This window comes from Photobacterium damselae, from assembly GCF_003026815.1.
GTDB classification, from domain to species: domain Bacteria; phylum Pseudomonadota; class Gammaproteobacteria; order Enterobacterales; family Vibrionaceae; genus Photobacterium; species Photobacterium damselae.
Genome location: NZ_PYOG01000001.1, coordinates 463104 through 485860, shown reverse-complemented (window position 1 = coordinate 485860; position 22757 = coordinate 463104). Strand labels below are relative to the sequence as shown.

26 protein-coding genes are annotated in these 22757 nt (G+C 41.3%); 13 read left to right on the top strand and 13 right to left on the bottom strand.

Features of this window, described 5'->3' with window-relative positions:
- Positions 1-88 precede the first annotated feature (88 nt).
- Positions 89-1237, top strand: coding sequence for a glutamate 5-kinase (gene proB / locus CTN07_RS02240; RefSeq protein WP_005300596.1), 1149 nt, complete (start codon positions 89-91; stop codon positions 1235-1237).
- 50 nt (positions 1238-1287) lie between these two features.
- The gene (locus CTN07_RS02235; protein WP_080551734.1) at positions 1288-2586 is read left to right on the top strand and encodes a glutamate-5-semialdehyde dehydrogenase; all 1299 of its coding nucleotides are present in this window, start codon (positions 1288-1290) and stop codon (positions 2584-2586) included.
- Between the two features lie 48 nt (positions 2587-2634).
- On the opposite strand, the gene CTN07_RS02230 is transcribed toward CTN07_RS02235, so the two are convergent.
- The 3 genes from CTN07_RS02230 to CTN07_RS02220 all read right to left on the bottom strand — a co-directional run bounded on the left by CTN07_RS02230 (position 2635) and on the right by CTN07_RS02220 (position 4424).
- On the bottom strand, positions 2635-2841 hold the full coding sequence (locus tag CTN07_RS02230) for a DUF2897 family protein (RefSeq protein WP_036764277.1): 207 nt from the start codon (positions 2839-2841) through the stop codon (positions 2635-2637).
- Between the two features lie 79 nt (positions 2842-2920).
- A complete protein-coding gene (gene dapE, locus CTN07_RS02225; RefSeq protein ID WP_005300588.1) occupies positions 2921-4054 on the bottom strand; it encodes a succinyl-diaminopimelate desuccinylase in 1134 nt (377 codons plus the stop codon).
- A 10-nt stretch (positions 4055-4064) separates the two neighbouring features.
- The gene (locus CTN07_RS02220) at positions 4065-4424 is read right to left on the bottom strand and encodes an ArsC family reductase (protein WP_036764276.1); all 360 of its coding nucleotides are present in this window, start codon (positions 4422-4424) and stop codon (positions 4065-4067) included.
- Between the two features lie 333 nt (positions 4425-4757).
- On the opposite strand from CTN07_RS02220, the gene CTN07_RS02215 reads away from it, so the two are divergent.
- Positions 4758-5036, top strand: coding sequence for a winged helix-turn-helix domain-containing protein (locus CTN07_RS02215; RefSeq protein ID WP_036764275.1), 279 nt, complete (start codon positions 4758-4760; stop codon positions 5034-5036).
- Positions 5037-5117: 81 nt separating this feature from the next.
- Here the strand turns inward: CTN07_RS02215 and CTN07_RS02210 are convergent, their stop codons facing one another.
- Positions 5118-5744: a response regulator gene (locus tag CTN07_RS02210; RefSeq protein WP_005300586.1), complete on the bottom strand. Its 627-nt coding sequence runs from the start codon at positions 5742-5744 to the stop codon at positions 5118-5120.
- Positions 5737-7443: a nitrate/nitrite two-component system sensor histidine kinase NarQ gene (narQ, locus tag CTN07_RS02205; protein ID WP_005300584.1), complete on the bottom strand. Its 1707-nt coding sequence runs from the start codon at positions 7441-7443 to the stop codon at positions 5737-5739. The genes CTN07_RS02210 and narQ overlap by 8 nt, the downstream gene beginning before the upstream one ends.
- Positions 7444-7714: 271 nt before the next feature.
- Here narQ and napF point away from each other — a divergent pair, with 271 nt between their 5' ends.
- From napF to CTN07_RS02175, 6 genes are all read left to right on the top strand, one after another.
- Positions 7715-8209 (top strand): ferredoxin-type protein NapF, encoded by a 495-nt coding sequence (gene napF / locus CTN07_RS02200; RefSeq protein WP_036764274.1) that lies wholly within the window; start codon positions 7715-7717, stop codon positions 8207-8209.
- A gap of 2 nt (positions 8210-8211) precedes the next feature.
- On the top strand, positions 8212-8484 hold the full coding sequence (locus tag CTN07_RS02195) for a chaperone NapD (RefSeq protein WP_036764272.1): 273 nt from the start codon (positions 8212-8214) through the stop codon (positions 8482-8484).
- On the top strand, positions 8481-10967 hold the full coding sequence (gene napA / locus CTN07_RS02190; RefSeq protein WP_036764270.1) for a periplasmic nitrate reductase subunit alpha: 2487 nt from the start codon (positions 8481-8483) through the stop codon (positions 10965-10967). Before CTN07_RS02195 ends, napA begins: the two co-directional genes overlap by 4 nt.
- Positions 10968-11038: 71 nt before the next feature.
- Positions 11039-11554: a nitrate reductase cytochrome c-type subunit gene (locus CTN07_RS02185; protein WP_036764269.1), complete on the top strand. Its 516-nt coding sequence runs from the start codon at positions 11039-11041 to the stop codon at positions 11552-11554.
- Positions 11555-11568: 14 nt separating this feature from the next.
- Positions 11569-12144 (top strand): NapC/NirT family cytochrome c, encoded by a 576-nt coding sequence (locus tag CTN07_RS02180; protein WP_005300574.1) that lies wholly within the window; start codon positions 11569-11571, stop codon positions 12142-12144.
- A 14-nt stretch (positions 12145-12158) separates the two neighbouring features.
- A complete protein-coding gene (locus tag CTN07_RS02175; protein ID WP_065170113.1) occupies positions 12159-12296 on the top strand; it encodes a TIGR02808 family protein in 138 nt (45 codons plus the stop codon).
- A gap of 48 nt (positions 12297-12344) precedes the next feature.
- Here CTN07_RS02175 and CTN07_RS02170 read toward each other — a convergent pair whose 3' ends face one another.
- The 3 genes from CTN07_RS02170 to CTN07_RS02160 all read right to left on the bottom strand — a co-directional run bounded on the left by CTN07_RS02170 (position 12345) and on the right by CTN07_RS02160 (position 13470).
- Positions 12345-12566, bottom strand: a complete 222-nt coding sequence (locus CTN07_RS02170; RefSeq protein WP_050787770.1) for a hypothetical protein — start codon at positions 12564-12566, stop codon at positions 12345-12347.
- 109 nt (positions 12567-12675) lie between these two features.
- A complete protein-coding gene (locus tag CTN07_RS02165) occupies positions 12676-13122 on the bottom strand; it encodes a DUF1499 domain-containing protein (protein ID WP_036764267.1) in 447 nt (148 codons plus the stop codon).
- Positions 13123-13134: 12 nt separating this feature from the next.
- Entirely contained in the window at positions 13135-13470 is a 336-nt protein-coding gene (locus CTN07_RS02160; RefSeq protein WP_036764265.1) for a DUF2956 domain-containing protein, read from the bottom strand.
- Positions 13471-13944: 474 nt separating this feature from the next.
- On the opposite strand from CTN07_RS02160, the gene CTN07_RS02155 reads away from it, so the two are divergent.
- The 3 genes from CTN07_RS02155 (at position 13945) to CTN07_RS02145 (ending at position 16055) form a co-directional block, all read left to right on the top strand.
- Positions 13945-14406, top strand: coding sequence for a DUF2919 domain-containing protein (locus tag CTN07_RS02155; RefSeq protein WP_036764263.1), 462 nt, complete (start codon positions 13945-13947; stop codon positions 14404-14406).
- A gap of 5 nt (positions 14407-14411) precedes the next feature.
- Positions 14412-14813 (top strand): hypothetical protein, encoded by a 402-nt coding sequence (locus tag CTN07_RS02150; RefSeq protein WP_036764261.1) that lies wholly within the window; start codon positions 14412-14414, stop codon positions 14811-14813.
- Between the two features lie 345 nt (positions 14814-15158).
- Positions 15159-16055, top strand: a complete 897-nt coding sequence (locus CTN07_RS02145) for a Dyp-type peroxidase (protein WP_005300566.1) — start codon at positions 15159-15161, stop codon at positions 16053-16055.
- Between the two features lie 133 nt (positions 16056-16188).
- On the opposite strand, the gene crr is transcribed toward CTN07_RS02145, so the two are convergent.
- The 5 genes from crr to cysZ form a co-directional block, all read right to left on the bottom strand.
- Positions 16189-16698, bottom strand: a complete 510-nt coding sequence (gene crr, locus CTN07_RS02140) for a PTS glucose transporter subunit IIA (RefSeq protein WP_005300563.1) — start codon at positions 16696-16698, stop codon at positions 16189-16191.
- A 40-nt stretch (positions 16699-16738) separates the two neighbouring features.
- Positions 16739-18466, bottom strand: coding sequence for a phosphoenolpyruvate-protein phosphotransferase PtsI (gene ptsI, locus CTN07_RS02135; protein ID WP_005300559.1), 1728 nt, complete (start codon positions 18464-18466; stop codon positions 16739-16741).
- A gap of 55 nt (positions 18467-18521) precedes the next feature.
- The gene (locus CTN07_RS02130; protein ID WP_005300557.1) at positions 18522-18809 is read right to left on the bottom strand and encodes an HPr family phosphocarrier protein; all 288 of its coding nucleotides are present in this window, start codon (positions 18807-18809) and stop codon (positions 18522-18524) included.
- 317 nt (positions 18810-19126) lie between these two features.
- Positions 19127-20095: a cysteine synthase A gene (gene cysK / locus CTN07_RS02125; protein WP_005300553.1), complete on the bottom strand. Its 969-nt coding sequence runs from the start codon at positions 20093-20095 to the stop codon at positions 19127-19129.
- Positions 20096-20382: 287 nt separating this feature from the next.
- Positions 20383-21141 (bottom strand): sulfate transporter CysZ, encoded by a 759-nt coding sequence (gene cysZ / locus CTN07_RS02120; protein ID WP_005300550.1) that lies wholly within the window; start codon positions 21139-21141, stop codon positions 20383-20385.
- A gap of 330 nt (positions 21142-21471) precedes the next feature.
- Here cysZ and zipA point away from each other — a divergent pair, with 330 nt between their 5' ends.
- Positions 21472-22725, top strand: coding sequence for a cell division protein ZipA (gene zipA, locus CTN07_RS02115; RefSeq protein WP_005300548.1), 1254 nt, complete (start codon positions 21472-21474; stop codon positions 22723-22725).
- The last annotated feature ends 32 nt before the right edge of the window (positions 22726-22757 follow it).

The window sequence follows — 22757 nt, the reverse complement described above, 5'->3', positions numbered from 1 at the left end:
TGCTATTCAATTCGCTTTTTTCTTGTGCTTTTTGCGTGGTATTGATAAAAGGAAGGTACTCTTATTATTCATCCTATTTTTAAAACCGATGGCAGAATCTAAAACACTTACAGCGAATACAAAAAACGGTGCCGATGTTAAGCACACCGTAGTTGTTAAGCTAGGTACCAGTGTTCTAACTGGTGGTACTCTAAAGCTAAACCGTGCCCACATGGTTGAGCTAGTGCGTCAATGTGCAATGCTTCGTCACGAAGGTCACAAAGTTATTGTGGTAACTTCAGGTGCAATTGCAGCAGGCCGTGAACATTTAGGTTACCCCGAACTGCCCAAAACCATGGCAAGTAAGCAGTTACTAGCAGCTGTTGGTCAAAGTTGTTTGATCCAAGAGTGGCAGAGCTTATTTGGCATTTACGGTTTTAATATTGGTCAAATGTTGTTAACTCGTGCTGATTTAAACGATCGTGAGCGTTTTTTAAATGCGCGCGATATGTTAGTTGCGCTTCTTGATAATGGCATTATCCCTGTTGTAAATGAAAATGACGCAGTAGCAACGACTGAAATTAAAGTTGGTGATAATGATAACTTATCTGCATTAGTCGGTATTTTAGCCGGTGCTGATAAACTCTTATTGTTGACCGATCAACCTGGCTTATTTACGGCAGACCCTCGCAGTAACCCTGATGCTGAGCTTATTCGTGAAGTTCATACTATTGATGAGACACTACGTAACATTGCCGGTGGCAGTGTCGGTGGCCTTGGTACTGGTGGTATGGCTACAAAACTTCAAGCGGCAGATGTTGCTCGTCGTGCGGGTATTGAAGTGGTTATTGCAGCGGGAAGCCGACCTGATGTAATCATTGATTTAGCTCGTGGCGAATCCGTTGGTACTCGTTTCTTACCTCTTGAGTGTCCACTTGAGAGTCGTAAACGCTGGATTTTAGCAGGTCCTCCTCCAGCGGGTGACATCATGATTGACGATGGTGCGGTTGTTGCTGTTCAAGAACGTGGTAGTAGCCTATTACCAAAAGGGATCACTGGCGTTAAAGGTGAGTTTGAACGAGGTGAAGTTGTCCGTATCTTCAATAAAGATGGCGTATTACTGGCTCGTGGTATCAGTCGTTATTCCAGCACTGACATGTTAAAAATTGCCGGAAAACACAGTCATGATATCCATCAAATTCTTGGTTATGAATATGGTCATGTTGCGATTCATCGTGATGATTTGGTTGTGATCTAAGCATAATTAATCAATATATTGCATATCTTTTCTGTGGTGAATAACCGACAATGGCAGAAGAGATAACAAGAATACAGCAGGGGAAGTTGGACGTGAATTTAGAATTAATGGGTCAAGCTGCACAAAAAGCGGCTTTTGAACTGGCAACCGTTGCCACAGCACAGAAAAATCAAGCACTAGCGATTATTGCAGACGAATTGGAAGTACAAGAAGCAACCATTTTAGCTGCAAATGAAAAAGACATTGCAGCTGCGCGTGAATCAGGCATGAGCGATGCACTTATCGATCGTCTTTTACTCACGAAAGATCGTTTGGTCGGTATTGCTAATGATGTTCGTAATGTCATTAAACTAAACGATCCCGTTGGCTCTGAAATTGATTGCCGAGTACTGGAAAATGGTATGCGTTTGAGCCGTCGTCGTGTACCACTTGGCGTTATTGGTGTTATTTATGAGGCGCGACCAAATGTAACCATCGATATTGCGGCCTTATGTCTAAAAACAGGTAATGCCAGTATTTTGCGTGGTGGTCGTGAAACATTCCATTCGAATATGGAACTGGTTAAAGTCATTCAATCTGCATTAGATAAAGCAGGACTTCCAGCGGCTTCGGTTCAATATATTGAACAACCTGACCGTGAATATGTGTCTCAGTTACTGCGCTTAGATCAATACGTCGATATGATTATTCCTCGCGGTGGTGCAGGCTTACATAAAATGTGTAAGGAAAACAGTACCATTCCTGTGATTATTGGTGGATTTGGTATTAGCCATATGTTTGTTGATGCCAGTGCAGATCTTACTCGCTCACTGGATGTGGTTGAAAATGCTAAAGTGCAACGTCCGTCTGCATGTAATGCATTGGATACACTACTTGTACATGAGAAAATTGCGGAAGCTTTCTTACCTCGTTTGGTTGAGCGTATGAATGCTGGCAAAGTGACCTTAGTTGCCGATGAAGCGGCATTTGCACTATTGGAAGGTAAAGCCTCATCACTACGCTTGGCTCAAGACGGCGATTTTGATACTGAATGGCTCAGCTATACACTTGGTATCAAGGTGGTAGCTGATGTTAATGAAGCTATTCTTCATATGCGCGAACATAATGCGAGCCACTCAGATTCGATTCTAACAAATGATTTGATGGCTGCTGAGCGTTTCGTTAATGCGGCAGGCTCTGCAGCGGTATATGTCAATGCATCAACTCGTTTTACTGATGGTGCACAATTTGGCTTAGGTGCTGAAGTTGCGGTATCTACTCAGAAGTTGCACGCTCGCGGGCCAATGGGCTTAGAAGAGTTAACCAGTTATAAATGGGTAGGCGTTGCGGACTATTTAAGTCGAGCTTAATCTGTCTCCATTGAAAAACGGCTGAAGTGTGATGCTTCAGCCGTTTTTTTATTTTGGATCTTGTTCTGAATTCGCGCGTTCTTTTTCTTGCTCTGCTTTTAATGCGGCTTCACGCTGCTGTTTTTCTCGGAGATAGTCAATTTTCTCTTTCTGACCAAACTTCATATGTGCGGTGTATTTAAGAGCCGCAATATTGCTGGCAATCACTGCTACGATAATTAACGATATTACCCACGGATTAAAGAGCCACTCCATTTGCACCTCTATCTAGTTAGCTTCATCATTTGTTTATCAGCATAGCAATAAGCCTTTATTTTCGCGAGAATAATTCAGACTAAGCTAATGTTTTTTCAAGCACTTTTTGATACATGTCAGTAAGCAGTTCAAGGTCTTCTATTTTGACACATTCGTTAACTTTATGAATTGTCGCATTAACTGGCCCCAGTTCGATCACTTGAGCTCCTGTACGTGCGATAAATCGACCATCTGAAGTGCCACCACTGGTTGAAAGCTCGGGGGTGATATGAGCGACTTCTTCAATCGCGGCCACCACAGCATCAACGAGTGTTCCTTTTTCGGTTAAGAATGGATGACCGCTGAGTGTCCAGTTTAAGTGATAGTCGAGCTGATGTTGATCTAAAATCTCATGAACTTGAGCTTTGATCGCTTCATCGGTTAATTCGGTACTAAAACGGAAGTTAAATTGAACCTGACACTCTCCAGGAACGACATTTGATGCTCCTGTACCTGCGTTGATATTGGGGATCTGAAAGCTGGTCGGCGGAAAATAGTCATTGCCGTTATCCCATGTTTTTGCCGCTAACTCAGCCAGTGCAGGCAGAGCTCGATGAACGGGATTATCTGCAAGGTGAGGGTAGGCAACATGGCCTTGGATCCCTTTTACAGTTAGATCGCCTGTAATGGATCCACGACGTCCATTTTTGACCACATCACCCACAACAAGCGTTGAAGATGGTTCGCCCACAATGCAGAGATCAATTTTTTCATTACGTGCTTCGAGCGTATCAACCACACGTGTTGTCCCGTTAATAAATGGCCCTTCTTCATCTGAGGTGATAAGAAGACCGATAGATCCTTGATGATCAGGGTTTTCTGCAATAAAACGTTCAATAGCGACAATCATGCAGGCTAAGGAACCTTTCATATCGGCAGCTCCTCGCCCATATAGCATGCCATCTTTAATCGTGGGCTCAAAAGGAGGAGTATGCCATTGCTCTATTGGGCCAGATGGGACTACATCGGTATGGCCAGCAAAAACAAACAGGGGAGCTTGAGTGCCTCGGCGAGCCCATAAGTTAGTAGTATCGTTAAATACCATGGTTTCAATACAAAAACCAAGTTGGCGTAAACGCTCTATCATTACATCTTGGCAGCCAGCATCTTCAGGAGTGACGGAGCGGCGGCTGAGCAAATCCTTAGCCAGCGAAATAACAGGACTATCTGACATCCTTGAATCCTTATTGTTGAGTAAAAATAGCTTGGTATTGTTCGGGTTTAAAGCCTAAATGATAAGCGTGATTATGAAGTAATACCGGACGCTTAATGATGGCTGGATTATCTAACATAATCTCAATCGCAGAGGCTTGGTCTAGCCCTGCTTTTTGCTCATCAGTCAATTGACGATAAGTGGTTCCACGTTTATTGATTAAGCTCTCCCAGCCTAATGCGGCAATAAAAGTCTCCAACATCTCTTTATTGATACCATCAACACGATAATCGTGGAATGTATAAGGGATATTCTCGGCGTCTAACCATTTCTTCATTTTTTTGATGGTATCGCAGTTTTTAATGCCGTAAGCGATAGTTGGTTCTGTCATGCTGAGTCTTCCTCTGTATTGTTCTACTCTAATGGAAGGTATGAATTCAATGCAAATGAGTTACCTTGTAAGCCATTGAGATCTTTATTTGAGTTAATTGAGAAACTCTACCTGCGTTAGTAGGACTCTGTCTAGTTTCGATTCTGTGCCAGCGAGTTTTAAGTAAGAAAATTACAAAAGTTAACGCATTCAAATTTATTTGAAATAAAAAATGAGGTCAGGATCGAGAAATTAAACTGTGGTCGTTATTAAACCGTGTGCCTAATTGATCAAACGCAACATGATTTGCGTGGAACAGAGAATAATAGACCTCAGTATAGTATGGAGGTCTCAATGGAATTGAATCCTGTTTTTGCGCGTCGTTTATATTTAGCGCTATTGGTCGAGCATTTGGAACGCCCTAATGTTCCTCGTTTAATTGAACAAACGGGTTGGCCGCGTCGTACCATTCAAGATGTACTGAAAGCGCTACCTGGTTTAGGAATCGAGCTCACATTCATTCAAGATGGTCGTCGACATAATGATGGTTATTATAAGTTGAGTGATTGGGGACCATTTGATGTTTCTTGGGTCGAAAGTCGCGAAAAGGATCTGATTATAGCCTTGAATTGATGCAGTGAGATTAGACCAATCTCAATAAGAGCAAACCGCTGCCAATACTAGGAATGACAGCGGTTTTTTTGTGTTTTATCGTTACTGACCTAATGATTCTAGATACAAAACAGTGGCTGCGGTTCTTGATTTCACTTGCAGTTTTTTCAGCAAGCTTTTCATATGAACTTTCACGGTTGATTCTGAGATAAACAGCGTGTCGGCAATTTGCTTATTGCGATGACCTTTCGCCACTTCTTGTAAAATTTGCAGTTCACGATCGGTTAGTGTGCTCAGTAGCGAGTCTTGTGCTAAGTCATCACTTAAATACTCTTTTACAATAGAACTGTATGCTTCTCCTCCTGCAAGAGCTTGATGAAGAAGAGCGATCAATTCATCGGGTTCGGTATCTTTTAGTAAATAGCCATCAGCTCCTGCGGCAACAAGGGCTTTAATATCAGCTCTACTGTCTGAAACGGTTAAGACAACAATAGTGGAGCTGATCCCTTCATTACGCATTGCGGTTAGGGTATCTAAACCTGACATCCCTTTCATATTAAGATCGAGTAGAATCAGATCTGGATTGGTCTCCAATGCTAAAGCAACCGCATCTACCCCATTACTGGCTTCTCCGATCACATTGAACTCAGGCTCAAAACTAAGTAACTGATTGATACCTCTACGCATAAGTGGGTGATCATCCACAATGATAATTTGCCAATTACTCATTTTGGTCTTCCTTTGGTAATAAAAATGTTAGCTCAATTTCACAGCCTTTTTGCGGTTGAGTATGGATCTCTAACTGCCCATGTAACCGAGCTGCCCGCTCATTCATAATGGCTAAACCGTAGTGGTTAAGCTTTGGATTTCTAGGATCAAAACCATCACCATCATCTTTAATTGAAATGGCAATTTTGTCGCCTTGTTGTAAACATCGAATTAAGATCTCATCCGCATTGGCATGTTTGATAGCATTAAGTAGTGCTTCTCGTATGACCTGTAAAAGATGAATTTGATGATGGGCTTGCAAATGCAGTGATGAGAGTTGATTATCGACCACAATCACGGCATTGGTTTGCTCTTCTAATGGTTCAACCATAGTGGTTAAAGCTTGAGCAAAATCCGCTTCTGCAACGGTTAACCGGAATGTGCTCAATAGCTCTCTAAGCTGAGTATATGCTCCTGACAACCCCTGTTCAATATCCGCTAAAATTTCCTTTGCTTGCTGAGAATTATCTTTATTTATCTGCCTCTTAAGCAATGTTAACTGTATTTTTAGATAAGAGAGCGATTGCGCTAAAGAGTCATGAAGTTCTCTAGCTATGGTCGCTCGCTCTTCCATGATCAGCAGCTGCTCGGTCTGTTTTTGAGCTCGGTTATAGTAAATACCACGAGCAAGAATTCGCGCAATATTATCGATTAGAGCTTGATCGGGGCATGGCAGTGAATATTGCCACCATAATTGTCCTAATACTTCGCCATCAATAGCCAAATCCTGATAGTGCCAAGAGCAATGAATATCGACAACACCGGATTCGATCTCATATTGATGTCCATTACTCTCACTAATACTGAGCTTTACTGCGGTTAGGCCTTCTAATGCTACTAACGTATTGAGCATGGTATGAAAATTTTCTTCGCTGAGTCTGCTTACAGAAAGCTCTTGAGAACATTGATATAGAATTTGTAATGAATCATTAGCATGCCGTAATCGATGAGTTTTCTCATTCACTTTTTGCTCTAACCCGTGATAAAGCTTACCCAGTTCAGATGCCATTGTATTAAAAGTATTGGTAAGAAGGCCTAATTCGTTGTTATTGGTTATCGCTAAATGAAGATCAAATTCACCTTGTTTAATTCGTTTACTGGCACTAACAAGGCGATTCAGCGGGGTAACAACTTGGCGCTGAGTAAAATGAATCACAAAAAGGGCGACACAAAGAATCAGGGTTAATCCCATCCCTCCTAATACCGCAAGCATACGCAGTTTTGTGATAGAAAATTCTTGTAGTTCAAACACAAACTTATCAATACGAGTTACAAAGTCAGCAACATTTGTCAGGTACTTCTGCTGTTTTGCTAAGGAATCTGGTTTGAGTTCATGCCATCTATCGATCAAGCTATAGTAATGCAATTTGATCCGCCTTGGCACTATTAGAGAGTCGAGTTCAGCCATCGGTTCTGCAAATAATGAGTGTTCAAATTTAGCTATATGATGAGGCAATTGTTCCGAATGTGTTTGAATGTCATAAGCCAAACGATAGCTTTGCATTCTAAGCGAACCTGACACGTTTACAGCTTCAGCATCGTTTAAGCTAGAAGCCAACGTTAATAAGGCAAAGCTGGTTGTGATCACCGAAAGCAGCAAAATACAGAGCATGGCTCTCGCTATTGTGGTGGTCACTGGCTTAAATGGTCGGCTCGGCACGTTATTTCAGTCCTATCTTTATTTCGCTGCAACAAAAGGGTGAGGGGCGCAAATATTGAGCGCTTTCCCCTTAAGATTTGTTGATCTATCGCAATTCTACCCCGTAATTACCTCTTAGGGGGTATTTAAGCATTTATTTCAATAATTAGACTACTCATAACAAAAAATGAAGTTTTATGAATGGTGCTGTGACGTTTTTGAGGATTTTTTTGTGATTCTCTGAGGAAGCCTACTACCATTTGTTCATATCTATTCATAAAAATATTGAGTGATGTTTGATAAATCAAGACGAAATTTATTTTCACGGCGGCAAGCTAGAGAGTGGGCAAGGCTTCCGTGGAGTATTGCTGAAGCTGAATTTGTTGATCGCTGTACACGCTGTAAAAAATGCATAACAGCTTGTGAAACACAGATTATCGCAGTCGGGGATGGAGGGTTCCCCGAAGTGAATTTTCAGCAGGGAGAAGGAGAATGCACATTTTGTTATCAATGTGCTGATGCTTGCCCCGAATCGCTTTTTTTAGAGCAGAAACAATCACCATGGCATAACAGAATTGACATTCAGAACAATTGTATCGCTCTCCAGAATGTTGAATGCAGAAGCTGTGGTGATATGTGTGAGACTCAGGCGATTTCATTTCAACTTCAAGTTGGGAGCTGTGCGGTTCCTCAACTTGATACTGATAAATGTACTGGGTGTGGGGCGTGTTTATCAACTTGTCCCGTTAGTGCCATTACATTAACAGCCCATCAATCGAAGGAGTAAGCATGGCTGTACAAGAAGTTCATATTTCCAGTTTAGTCGTGCATGTTAATCCAGAATATTTGCCACAAGTTAAAGAGCAAATCTTACAGCTGCCAAATACTGAAATATATGGCGACAGTGTAGAAGGAAAGGTCGTGGTAGTCCTTGAAACAGAGAATCAAGGCTATGTGACTGACACAATAGATAAAATTAATAATTTAGACCACGTGTTAGCAACGTTTTTGGTGTATCACCAAATTGAGCACTTTGAGACGCAATCTGAGGACAACGCATGAAGATGACAAGACGAGCATTTGTGAAAGCGAATGCTGCAGCTTCCGCAGCTGCTGTGGCGGGGATCTCTCTGCCAACATCTGCAACGAACTTAATCGTAAGTTCAGATGAAACCAAAATTAAATGGGATAAAGCGCCTTGTCGTTTTTGTGGTACAGGTTGTTCTGTTCTTGTTGGCACCCAAAATGGCCGTGTTGTAGCAACTCAAGGCGACCCTGAAGCGCCAGTGAACAAAGGCTTAAACTGTATTAAAGGCTACTTCTTATCAAAAATCATGTATGGCAACGATCGCTTACAAACGCCGATGCTACGTATGAAAAATGGTCAATACGACAAAGAAGGTGAGTTTACAGCAGTTTCTTGGGATCACGCATTTGATGTAATGGCTGAGAAGTGGAAGCAAGCACTACAAAAACAAGGCCCATCAGGTGTTGGTATGTTTGGTTCGGGCCAATGGACGGTAATGGAAGGTTATGCTGCATCTAAAATGATGAAAGCAGGTTTCCGCTCTAACAACATCGACCCTAATGCTCGTCACTGTATGGCATCAGCGGTTGTTGGCTTTATGCGTACCTTTGGTATCGATGAACCTATGGGGTGTTACGACGACTTTGAACATGCTGACGCCTTTGTGCTTTGGGGTTCAAACATGGCTGAAATGCACCCTGTTCTATGGACTCGCATTACCGATCGCCGTTTGAGTAATCCACATGTTAAGGTCAATGTGCTGTCTACGTATTATCATCGCTCATTTGAGTTAGCAGATAATGGCATGATCTTCGAGCCGCAAACCGACCTTGCAATTGCTAACTACATTGCTAATTACATTATTCAAAATGATGCAGTAAATTGGGACTTTGTTAATAAGCATACCCACTTTAAGCGCGCACAAACGGATATCGGTTACGGTTTACGTGATGATAATCCACTACAGAAAAAAGCTAAAAATCCAAACTCGGGTGAAATGTTTGCCATGACGTTTGATGAGTATAAAGCCTCTGTTGCTGAGTACACATTGGAGAAAGCGTCGGAAATGTCGGGTGTTGAGCCTGAAAAGCTCCTGACGATGGCAAAAATGTATGCAGCTCCAAAAACGAAAGTGATGTCACTTTGGACCATGGGGGTTAACCAGCATACTCGTGGCGTTTGGATGCAGAGCCTGATTTATAACCTTCACCTATTAACGGGTAAAATTGCTCAACCAGGTAATAGCCCATTCTCATTAACAGGTCAGCCGTCTGCATGTGGTACTGCTCGTGAAGTGGGAACATTTGCCCACCGCTTACCTGCTGATATGGTGGTAGCAAATCCAAAGCATCGCGCGATTGCTGAGAAAATTTGGAAATTACCAGAAGGTACTATCCCACCAAAACCTGGTTACCATGCTGTATTGCAAGATCGCATGCTAAAAGATGGCAAGCTGAACGCATACTGGGTAATGTGTAATAACAATATGCAGGCGGGTCCAAATATCAATGAAGAACGTCTACCAGGTTACCGCAACCCTGATAACTTTATTGTCTGTTCAGATCCGTATCCAACGGTAACGGCACAAGCGGCAGACCTTATTTTGCCAACTGCGATGTGGGTTGAGAAAGAAGGCGCATACGGTAACGCAGAACGTCGTACTCAGGTTTGGTATCAGCAAGTTAAAGCGCCAGCAGAAGCTAAATCCGATCTATGGCAGATCATGGAATTTTCTAAGCGCTTTAAAGTTGAAGAAGTATGGGGTGATGATCTTATCGCTCAAATGCCTGAATACCGTGGTAAGACTATGTATGACGTCTTATTTAAAAATGGTCAAGTGGACAAGTTCCCACTTACTGAAGCTCAAGAGCTTAATGATGACGCTCAAGCCCAAGGTTTCTATGTACAAAAAGGCTTATTTGAAGAGTATGCATCATTCGGTCGTGGACATGGTCACGATTTAGCTCCATATGATACTTATCATCATGTTCGAGGCTTACGTTGGCCTGTTGTCAATGGTAAAGAGACTAAGTGGCGTTTTGCTGAAGGTTCGGATCCTTATGTACCAGAAGGTAGTGAGTTTTACTTCTATGGTAAGCCAGATGGTAAAGCCAATATCATTTTTGCGCCATTTGAATCAGCACCTGAAACACCAGATAAAGAGTACGATATGTGGTTGTGTACAGGCCGAGTACTTGAACATTGGCATACAGGAACAATGACTCGTCGAGTTCCTGAATTGTATAAAGCAGTGCCTGATGCGTTTTGCTTTATTCATCCAGATGATGCAAAAAATCGTGGTTTACGTCGTGGTGATGAAGTGATTGTTGCTTCTCGTCGTGGTGAGATTAATTGTCGAGTAGAAACTCGTGGTCGTAACCGTCCTCCCGTTGGATTGGTCTTCATTCCATTCTTTGATGCTCGAATTTTAGTGAACAAGTTGATTCTTGATGCGACCGATCCGCTCTCTAAGCAGACGGACTTCAAGAAGTGCCCAGTTCAAATTCGTAAAGCATAAGGGATTAAAAGCGGCGTTGCGGCGTCGCATTTAACAGAATTAGGAATTAGCCAACTAAGGCGGAGAGAATCATGAAACGATTATTAATGGCCATCGTTGCTTCTGGATTACTGCTGGCAGGAGCCGTTCAAAGTGCAGAAGAGCCAACCAATCCAACTGAGCAAGCGGTAGCAAAATTAGAGAAACATTATGCAGGTGGTATTGGAGGACTTGCTTCACTTCGCGGTGATACTGAATTAAGCGTATCTCGACCTGCAGATCCTATGAAGCACGTGCCAAAGCAGCAACCGTTAATTGATAGCGATTATGTGTATCAACCACCATTGATTCCACACACAATTCGTAATTATGAAGTCGATTTAAATGCCAACAAATGCTTAGCATGTCACAGTTGGAAAAATGCTAAAGAGATGGGGGCGACCAAAATTAGTGTGACTCACTATGTGTCACCTCGCCAAGGTCAAGTCTTGTCTGATGTGTCTCCAAGTCGTTATTTCTGTCAGCAGTGTCACGTACCGCAAGTTGATGCGAAACCACTTGTTGGTAATCAGTTTAAGCGTGTTGAAGCACTGCAAGAATCTCATTAAACAAGGGGCTGGCAATGAAATTATTGAAGACATTTTGGCGGCGTTTAAAGTCACCAAGTAAAGTCGCTGTTGGCATCGTACTGTTTATGGGCTTTATGGGCGGTTTGCTATTTTGGGGTGCTTTCAATACGGGTATGGAAGTGACAAATACCGAGGAGTTTTGCTCTGGTTGCCATGCTCCTATTGTTAAAGAGATTAAATCAACCATTCACTATTCTAACCGTTCAGGTGTGCGTGCGATTTGTTCTGACTGTCACGTACCACATAATTGGACAGACAAGATAGTACGTAAGGTTCAGGCATCAAAAGAAATTGTGGCTCATATGATGGGAACAATCGATACTGATGAGAAATTCCAAGCTCGACGGGCACACTTAGCTGAACGTGAATGGAAACGAATGAAAGACAATAATTCACAAGAGTGTCGTAATTGTCATGAATTTAATTATATGGATTTCTCTGAGCAAGCACCTCGTAGTGCCAATCAGCACTCAACAGCCTTAGCTTCTGGTGACAAGACCTGTGTTGATTGCCATAAGGGTATTGCTCATAAATTACCCGATATGAAAAATGTCGAAGGCTGGCAATAACAGGAGAATAAGGTATGAGTACACTTGAATCTGTGATTTGGCATATCTTAGGCTATGCAGCAATGCCAGTTATTATTTTATCCGGTTTTGCTGCTGTTGCTGCTATTTGTATTTGGTTACTTTCTTTAAGTAAAGATAAGCAGATAGATTAATCGTCAAAAATAGAATAGATAAAGCCGTCTCCTTGTGAGGCGGTTTTTTTATAACTGTATATGCCAGTTCGGTTTATGTTCAGGATCTGATTTTCGGTACAATAATGCGATAGCCACCATTGCACCCCAAGCGAGATAAAGAGGAAGCCACTGAACAATAAAGAAAACAGCATCAATATTGTGGTGAGTGAGCCAGATCTCTCCTAATTGAATCGCGACCATTGCAAAAAATCCCACCAAACTAAAAACAGTAAACGACTTTCTATCCATTATTCTTACCATCATAAAAATTATGTCTATTATCTTACATGAAAGTGAGAATTATTATCAATTGGTTATGGCAATTTATTCTATCGGGTTAAACTATCATCGTTATGTGTCAGTCACTTGGGTATATATACCCTTGCTTCAGCAATTTCTTTTCCAAAAGTTCGATTCGATTACGGTTGACGTTAAAATCGTAATAGCCCACTCGTGATGCCGAGCGTACATCGAGATGATCATTTTTTTGTTGAATCTCTAAATCATCGATAAAACCAAGAAATTGGCTAGAACAGGTTATATGCAGATAATTTGGGGTCTCTTTAATGAGTTTACTGCCTGGTAAAGTTAACGCAATTGCTTTAATTGATTGCCAGTTAGATAGCCCCTGAGAGGTTAATAAAAAAGGATCTACATGGTGCTCTGGGCGCTTATCGATACTTGATACACAGTTAGGCTTATCATTACATGGATAATTGATCTGATCGCTATAGAGATGGTTATCAGGTTCTGCGCATCCAGAAAGAGATAAGAGAGCCATTGTGCTAATAATCCATGTTTTCATGATTGTTCCTTTTTAGTTATATAGAAACAGATAAGAGATAAAGCCCAGCCAAGATATTACTAATAGTCCCCATGGAACCCAAGATTGACGATATTCAATTTGATGTTCAATAACGGTATCTACATCCTCAGTTTGATTTTTCTCTTTTTGTTGTTTTTTTCTTAATTTATCTCGTTCACGTGATTTGGCTTTTTGCTGCTTTTTATATAGTTCGATACCACTTTGGATCCCTAGAGCAATCAATTTAGTCTGTTCTTTAGTTTGGCCTGGCTTTTGAGTCCCTTTGGCAATACGCATTGCCTCTGCTTGGGTTTCGGGTGAAACGCTCTGTTGTCTTTTCCCTTTCATATCAACTCGCTATGTTGGAAGTATGGCTATCAATCTACTATAGATGAGGTGAAGTGTAAAAATATCTATTATTTAGAGTAAAGTGCGTTATGTAAGAATATTTCATCATATTACTACATATGTAAATTAGCATATTATGCAGGCTTATAGTCATTATAATTCATCTAATGTATTGATTTTAAATATCTATTCAATCAGTTTTATGCGAGTTTCTTTTGTTTGATAGATAATGTGATCCGGTTAATAAAAACGCTGTTTTTGTGTTTTTTAGATCAAAAATCGTGATCCAGACAGCAAGTTATAAACCCAAATAGTGCGGTAAAGCACATTCTTTACACCTTCCTAATGGCGAACGATGAATAATCGATTAGAGTTCAATTAGGCCATACGGCTACAACATATTATTAAGAAAACTTGAATTTAAAATTATTGCCACCATAGCTTGGGATAGAACAAAACTTTTGAGGGAACAGTTTGCTTTATCCAATTGATGCTTACGACAAGCATGGAGGGTTAAAACCTTCGACAATGTTATGGCTGTCACTCGCATTTAGTGCAAAAGCGTGGGTCGTATTTATAATGGCAGGAGTCAGTCGCAATCAAGGCGCACAACTGCTGGAATTGATTTATCCCGTTCGAGAAACACTTTATGTTGGGTTGGCGTTTGGTCTTCCAGCTATTGGTTTGATGTGGCTGTCGGGTCAGCGGCATAAAAATAATAAATTAGTAAATTATTTGTGGCGGCATGGTAGGACTATCTTGCTAGCAACGTATCTAACAGACGTTATACTGCAACTGTATCATCTTGTTTTAACGCAAGGTTCATTTAGTTGGCTAGTTGGGATCAATCTATTATTGACCTTATGGCTACTCCTATACCTTTATCGTAGTTCAAGAGTTAAGAATACATTTGCAGACAAGCCTATCGAGAGGTAAAGCAAATGAATGATTGGGGAAAAGGGCTCGTACTATTTAGTGCATTTCTAAGTCCATTGGCGATGGCTGATTGGCTATTAGATGTGCATTTTGAGATGACAACAAGCGATCATAAAAAACAAACCGTAAATACATCGCTGTCACTGCTTCCTGGAGAAGAAACAGTCATTTTTGATAGTATCACCAATGAGTATCGCGACGTTGTGGGCAGTGCTGAGTTATTAGAAGTGTCTGCTGATGAAGTTAAGATTGCGTTTAAAATACGTGAGCGTCTTGATGATGGTGGCTGGCGTACAATTATTTCCCCAACCATATCGACAGGTTTAAATGGACCAACTTCTTTTGAATGTATTGACGATGCTTTACATGAGCAAGTTAAACTTCAAGTAGAAGTGATGACTGCTTAAAAAGTAACTTTCCCCATCTCTTCATTAAAGCGCCCCTAAATTGGGGCGTTTTTCATTTTAGGTCAAAGAAATCACGAATTCTTTATAAGATACGGCATTTGACAGGTTTTTTACTTGCAACTTAAGACAGGTAATTGATAATCAACCAGTAATTAATCCCTTACTTTTAATCGCTATATACCCAAGTAACGTTAAAGTGCTCGATTTATTCATCTTGCTATGAGGTCTGCATTTTGAAGTCATTTGGGTATATACAGTAATAATTTGGATAATTGAGTTAGTTTACCTAAGACTGGTTTTTATCTAGGTTACTATTCTATTTTAACGATAACTCAGGAGAATTTTATGGCCATTTCTCAACCTGCCATTGTGCCAGATCGTGGTTGTTTCGCACTTTACATTGTGATGAATGTAACTGGCGATCGAGCTAAAGTGCTTAGCCAGTGCCAAGCTATTCACCCTCTACTTGCTCAGTTAAACCAAGAGCAGCAAGATGCAAATCTTCACGCAAGTGTGGCATTTGGCAAAACATTTTGGCAGTCATTAGAGCAAAATTGTCCTCCTGAATTGACTGAGTTTCGCCAGTTTGGTCAAGGTGAAGTAACGGCTCCTGCAACTGGTGGTGACATCTTGCTTCATATCCACTCTAATCGCCACGATCTAAACTTTTATGCCTGCCGTAAGTTTCTTGAGCTGATTGCAGATGATATTGAAGTTCTTGATGAAACATATGGCTTCCAGTACCTAGATCACCGTGATATGACCGATTTTATCGATGGTACAGAAAACCCTCAAACTCAAGAGGATCGTCAAAACGTTGCTATTATTCCAGCAGGTGAGTTTGCTGGTGGTAGTTATGTGATGGTACAACGTTTCGTCCATAATCTTCCTGCTTGGCATCGTCTTAGTGTTAAAGCTCAAGAAAAGGTGATTGGTCGTACTAAACCTGATTCGGTTGAGCTAGATGATGTTCCTGCTGCATCTCACGTAGGACGTGTTGATATTAAAGAAGAGGGGAAAGGTCTGAAGATTTTACGCCACAGTTTGCCATTTGGTACAGCAAGTGGTGATCATGGCTTACTGTTTATTGCTTATTGTCAGCGTCAGTATCACTTTGATGCTATGCTTGAGAATATGTATGGTGAGCGTGATGGTAAAACAGATCAGATGTTACGCTTCTCTCAGGCTGTTACGGGCGCTTATTTCTTTGCTCCATCAGTTGAGATGTTAAACGCATTATAAGCAAGAGCCATTTACGGTAGTAAGAAAAACGAGTATGAGCATTGGCTGTACTCGTTTTTTATTGCCTAAATTTTGGCTCTAGAAACAAAAAGCGCCACCCGAAGGCAGCGCTTTGTAAGAGGTAATAAAATTATTACTTCTTGATGCGTAGAACTGGAGTTTCACCAACAGTTACTGCGCCAGATAGCTTGTTAAGCTCTTTGATCTCATCCATGTTAGAGATAACAACTGGAGTCAAAGTAGACTTAGCTTTTTCTTCTAGAAGAGCTAGATCGAACTCGATGATAGTATCGCCAACTTTAACAGTTTGGCCTTCTTCAGCGATTCGAGTAAAGCCTTCACCTTTAAGCTCAACTGTATCGATACCGAAGTGAACGAAAAGCTCGATGCCGTCTTCAGACTCAATAGAGAAAGCGTGGTTAGTTTCGAAGATCTTACCGATTGTACCGTTAACAGGTGCTACCATTTTGTTGCCAGATGGCTTGATAGCAATACCGTCACCAACAATCTTCTCAGCGAAAACTACATCTGGCACGTCTTCGATATTAACGATTTCACCAGATAGAGGTGCGATGATTTCGATTGCACCAGCTTCGCTGCTGTCGTCAGAAACTAGCTTCTTCAATTTGTCAAACAGACCCATATCGTTGCTCCTAAGCGTTGTTATTGTATCTGCAGCTATATTAGCAGATGGTCTTTTCTGCGATAAATTTTTCTACGTGGGCTTCAATTTCAGCCGCTGTTGGCATTGCAAGAGCTTGTTCAGCCATCGCTTTAACATCAGCAAAGTTAGCGTTACGGATAACTTTCTTAATGCGTGGGATAGAGATAGCACTCATACTGAACTCGTCCAGACCCATACCTAATAGAAGTAGAGTTGCACGCTCGTCACCAGCAAGCTCACCACACATACCAGTCCACTTACCTTCTTTGTGAGAAGCATCGATTACTTGCTTGATCACAGTAAGAACTGCAGGTGATAGTGGGTTATATAGATGAGAGATTAGCTCATTACCACGGTCAACTGCTAGAGTATACTGGGTTAAGTCGTTGGTACCAATACTAAAGAAAGAAACTTCTTTCGCTAAGTGGTGTGCAATTGCAGCAGCTGCTGGTGTTTCAACCATAACACCGATTTCGATGTTAGCGTCAAAAGCTAAGCCTTCAGCAGTTAATTCTGCTTTAAACTCTTCAATAGCAGCTTTAAGTGTGCGAACTTCTTCAACCGAGATAATCATCGGGAACATGATACGGATCTTACCGTGTGCTGATGCACGAAGAATAGCACGGAATTGATCACGTAGGATTTCACGACGGTCAAGGCTGATACGAATCGCACGCCAACCCAAGAATGGGTTCATTTCTTTTGGTAGATCTAGGTATGGAAGATCTTTATCACCACCGATATCCATTGTACGGATGATCACTGGCTCGCCGTGCATAGCTTCTGCAACTTCTTTATAAGCTTGGTATTGCTCTTCTTCAGTAGGAAGTGCATCGCGATCCATGAATAGGAATTCAGTACGGTAAAGACCAACACCTTCACCACCGTTACGGTTAACGCCGTCACAGTCTTTTACTGTACCGATGTTACCGCAAACTTCCACTTGCTTGCCGTCTAGAGTAATTGCAGGAAGATCTTTTAGCTTAGCTAATTCTTCTTGCTCTGCACGGTGTGCTTCACGGATTGCTTTGAATTTGTTTAGCTCTTCTTCAGATGGATTGATCACGATCTGATTGTTAATAGCATCAAGAACTAGCATATCGCCATTCTTAACACGAGCTGTAATGTCGTTCGTACCTACGATTGCAGGAATTTCTAGTGAACGAGCCATGATAGAGGTGTGTGATGTACGACCACCAATATCAGTAATAAAACCTAGTACGTATTCTAGGTTGATCTGAGCAGTCTCAGATGGAGTTAGATCGTTTGCAACAAGAATAACTTCTTCGTTGATTGCACTTAGGTTTACAACATTGATACCTAGAGCATTCTTAACGAAACGGCTACCGATATCACGGATATCTGATGCACGTTCTTTTAAGTATTCATCATCTAGTGATTCTAGCGTAGTAGCTTGCTCTTCAATGATAGAGTAGATAGCTAGATCAGCAGATGCTTTGTTGTCTTTAATGAAGGCTATGATTTCTTCTTCAAGCTCTTCATCTTCAAGCAGCATGATGTGACCTTCAAAGATCGCTTCTTTCTCTTCACCGAAAGTGATACGTGCTTTTTCTTTGATTACTTCTAGCTGGTCTGCAGATTTTTTTCGAGCGTCGAAGAAACGTTGAATTTCGTTATCGATCTGGTCAGCAGAAATCGGATTTTTATTGAGAACGATCTCTTCTTCTTGCAGTAGTAGTGCTTTACCAAAAGCAATACCCGGAGATGCCAGGATACCTGAAATCATAGCCTTACCTTAAATTAACTAAAAACTGGAAAACAAAGTCAGTGAGAATCTTTAATTAGATTTCACGGAACATTGCGATTTCTGCGCCTTCGTGCAGTTCAGTTAGAGTAACTAGCTTCTCAACAGCTTCTTGAGCTTGTGCGCCTTCAGCAGCGATAGTAATTACAGCACCTTTAACTAGGCCTAGAGTTTGTAGTTTGAATAGGCTCTTAGCACTTGCACTCTTGCCGTTTGAAGTCACAGTGATGTCTGCGTCAAATGCTTTTGCATCTTTAACGAACTGTGCAGCTGGACGAGTGTGTAGGCCGTTTGGTGCAGTGATTTCTACTTGCTTCTGATACATATTTCACCCCGATATATAGTATTTATTTAATCATTTTGTAACTGAACTTAAGCATAACCCATTTAGTTTGGTTTACTCAAATTGGTATCTAAACTACCTAACAGTTCGGCACATTAGCCTTAATCCATATCAAGTTTTTCTGACTTTTTTGTTTTAGACTAAGTTTCGCATCCAGTGTCGTTTTTTTGACCCTTTATTTTGATGCAAAAAATAAAGTGCGTCGGTTTTATATTAAAGCTCAACGTAAATTGCAATAAAAAAGCCCCCAAAAGGGACTTTTTTAAACGTTAATTAACATAGCAGATATTAAAATGTGATCACTGTCTTGTTTCTTTTTCTGTGAAGACACCTGCAAACAAGGCTGTCGATAAGTAACGCTCACCTGAACTTGGGAGGATGACAACGATATTTTTGTCTGCGTATTCTGGGCGGGAAGCTAAATTATTTGCAGCAACCACAGCTGCACCTGATGAAATTCCCGCCAATATTCCTTCTTCTGCCATTAAACGTTGTGCCATTTCGATAGCATCATCGGATGAAACGCGTTCTACTTCATCAATTAAATCTAAATCTAAGTTACCAGGAATAAAGCCCGCTCCAATACCTTGAATCTTATGTGGCGCAGGTTGTACTGTGTCGCCATTAAGAGTTTGAGTGATAACTGGTGATTCAGCAGGTTCCACGGCAACGGTTGTAATGGCTTTACCTTTTTGTTGTTTAATGTAGCGACTCACACCTGTAAGGGTGCCACCAGTTCCAACTCCTGAGACGAAGACATCAATATCACCACCTGTGGCATCCCAAATTTCAGGGCCTGTGGTTTTTTCATGGATTTCTGGGTTGGCAGGGTTGTTAAACTGTTGAAGTAGTAGGTATTTGCTTGGATTTGAGGCAACAATTTCTTCTGCTTTTTCGATTGCTCCTTTCATACCCTTGGCTGCTTCGGTTAACTCTAGGTTTGCTCCTAACGCTTTAAGTAACTTACGACGCTCAAGACTCATACTTTCTGGCATGGTAAGGGTGAGTTTGTAACCACGAGCGGCAGCAACAAAGGCAAGAGCGATACCTGTATTACCACTGGTTGGCTCAACCAATTCAACCCCTTCTTTTAATAAGCCTTTACGTTCAGCATCCCAAATCATGTTAGCGCCAATACGACATTTTACGCTAAAGCTTGGATTACGTGCTTCTATCTTAGCCAATACTTTGCCATTACTGACTCGATTTAAACGCACAAGTGGGGTGTTGCCGATGGTTAATGAGTTATCTTCGTAAATCTTGCTCATATGGTCATTCCCTCGAAAAAGACTATAAATAATACCAAGTAGATTAAGCATATACTTGTTATAGCCAATGCAAAGGAATTTATCGTTATATCTTATTGTTATAAGGATTGGATAAAAGATGATGGTCTGAGAAGACGAGAAGACGAGAAGACGAGAAGACGAGAAGACGAGAAGACGAGAAGACGAGAAGACGAGAAGACGAGAAGACGAGAAGACGAGAAGACGAGAAGACGAAAGGGGCTCGATTGTCTATGCTTTACGCTAAATCGAGATCGAACCCCTGATCATTAGTATCTTCTATATTGATCGCGATAATTATCTACCCACATCGCCGTTGCCCCACAAACTGCAATTGGCATAACAAATAGGTTGATAATTGGTGTCATAGTAAACAGCATGATAAGAGCGCCGAAGCTTAGGCTTTGACCGCGCTTTTGTTTAAGGGCATCACGCATATTAATAAAAGGTACTTTGTGGTTATCAAATGGGTAGTCAGCATATTGGATAGTCATCATCCAAGCGCTAAATAAAAACCATAAGATGGGACCTACCGTTTGACCAATTGCTGGGATCCACATCAAGATCAAAAGACCCAATGCTTTTGGTAAATAATACTTAAGTTTGATCCATTCACGACCCATGATACGAGGAAGATCTTTAATTACTTCGCTAAAGCCTGTATCGGGGGCTGGTTGTCCGGTTAATTTGGCCTCTAGATATTCTGCCAATAAGCCATTAAAAGGTGCTGCTATCCAGTTTGCTATGGTACTAAAAAAGTATGAGCAGATAACCAATGTTGCCAGCGCCATCAGTGGCCATAACACATAAGATAACCAGTCGAGCCAGCTTGGTAAGTAACTTAGCCAGTGGTGAATCCACTCTCCAAGGTTGCTAAATACATATCCAAATGCACCACCAAATAACATGATATTGATAAGCAGTGGAATAATAACAAAACGACGAGTTCCTGGTTGAGTTACCAAGGATAATCCTCGCATAAAGTAGCCTGCGCCACTTGTTGTATTTTTTATTGGCTGTGTTGACATACCTTTCTCCTTTATGAACCTCATCAAATGTGTGATCTTGATTGAGGATTTTTTGCATGTTAACGGTGACAGTGGGATGGAATCAAATAGAAAAAAGGGTGTCTTACCAAGATAATTGAATTTGAATTCAAAATCTTGATGAAAAAAACAGCAAAAAGTCAGCTAATTGAAATATCTTCACCGAATATAGATATTCATCTTCTCATTGTGAATTGAGATTTGGTACATTAAACAGTTAGACAATATCGGCAGTACGTTTTTGCTTGCCGAGAGGATTTTTTACTATCATTAACCCCGTCAGGGATAACGAGTTAATTTAGAGTATTCGGTATGCAGGAATTGCGTCTAGTTCTTATAATTTTCGGTGCGCTAATTATTGCAGCACTTCTTCTACATGGGCTTTGGACCAGCAAAAAAGAAAAGCCCGCTAAATTTGGTGAAAAGCCTCAGAGCAAGCTAAATGAGTCTGTTGTTGAGCCTAAAGTTGAAACACCTAAAGTGGTTCAAGAGAGTGTAGAAACGCCAGTAGTCAAAGAATCAAAAACGAAAAAGGCTGAGCGTAAAGAACCAGAATTACATTTTGGTGCAAAGCCTGAAGCAGATCCTTTGTTAGGGGATATTGCACCTATTTCAGCTGATGATGATTTGCCTAAAATGAGTGCGGTTGATGAGCCTAAAGCGGCCGTACAACCTCAAGCTATTGTTGAGCCTGTAGCACAAACGGTTGTTTCTGAGCCTGCACAAGCACAAGCACAAGCACAAGCACAAGCACAAGCACAAGCACAAGCACAAGCACAAGCACAAGCACAAGCACAAGCAGTAGAGCCAACTATTGAAGCTCCAGTTTCAGTGCCAGAGCCTACAATGACCGCAGAGCCAGTTGTTCATACTCCAGTTGCTGAGCCTATTGCAGCAGAGATGATTACGCCAGTTGTTGAGACTACGGTAACGCCAGTGATTGAAACGCCAGTAACGGCTACTGAACCACAAGTTGAGCCTCGCCATGAAGAATTGGTAGAAGAGGTGGTTACACCAGCTGAAGTTTCACAACCTGTGCCTGAAATTAAGCAACCAGAAGTGAAGGTTGAACCAGAATTTGTTGAGCCAGAGCCTTATGAAATTATTGAGCCTGTTATTGCTGAGCCAGAACCCGAGCCTGCACCTTTAGAGCCAAGTTATATTTCTCTATGTGTTCATGCCCGTAGTGGTGGTGTGTTAATGGGTCGTCAGCTGTTTACTGCTTTGGAGAATCATGGCCTGATTTTTGGTGAGAATTCTGTTTATCATCGCCATCTTGATCGTGCTGGCACTCAGCCTGTTATTTTTTCTGTAACGAACTTGGTAGCGCCAGGTAATTTCCCTGATATCAATGATGCACATTTTGAAACGCCAGGAATTGGCTTCTTCTTAATGTTGCCATGTCCAGGACGTGCCGATGATAACTTCAATACGATGTTACAAACGGCTCAGCGTATTGCTGACGATTTAAATGCAGATGTTTTGGATCATGAGCGCAATATGATTACACCGTATCGTATTACAGCGTATCGAGATAAGGCCAAACTTTACGCAAATGCAAAGTAATATAGAAATTACGCTAAGCAGGCTCTCAATTG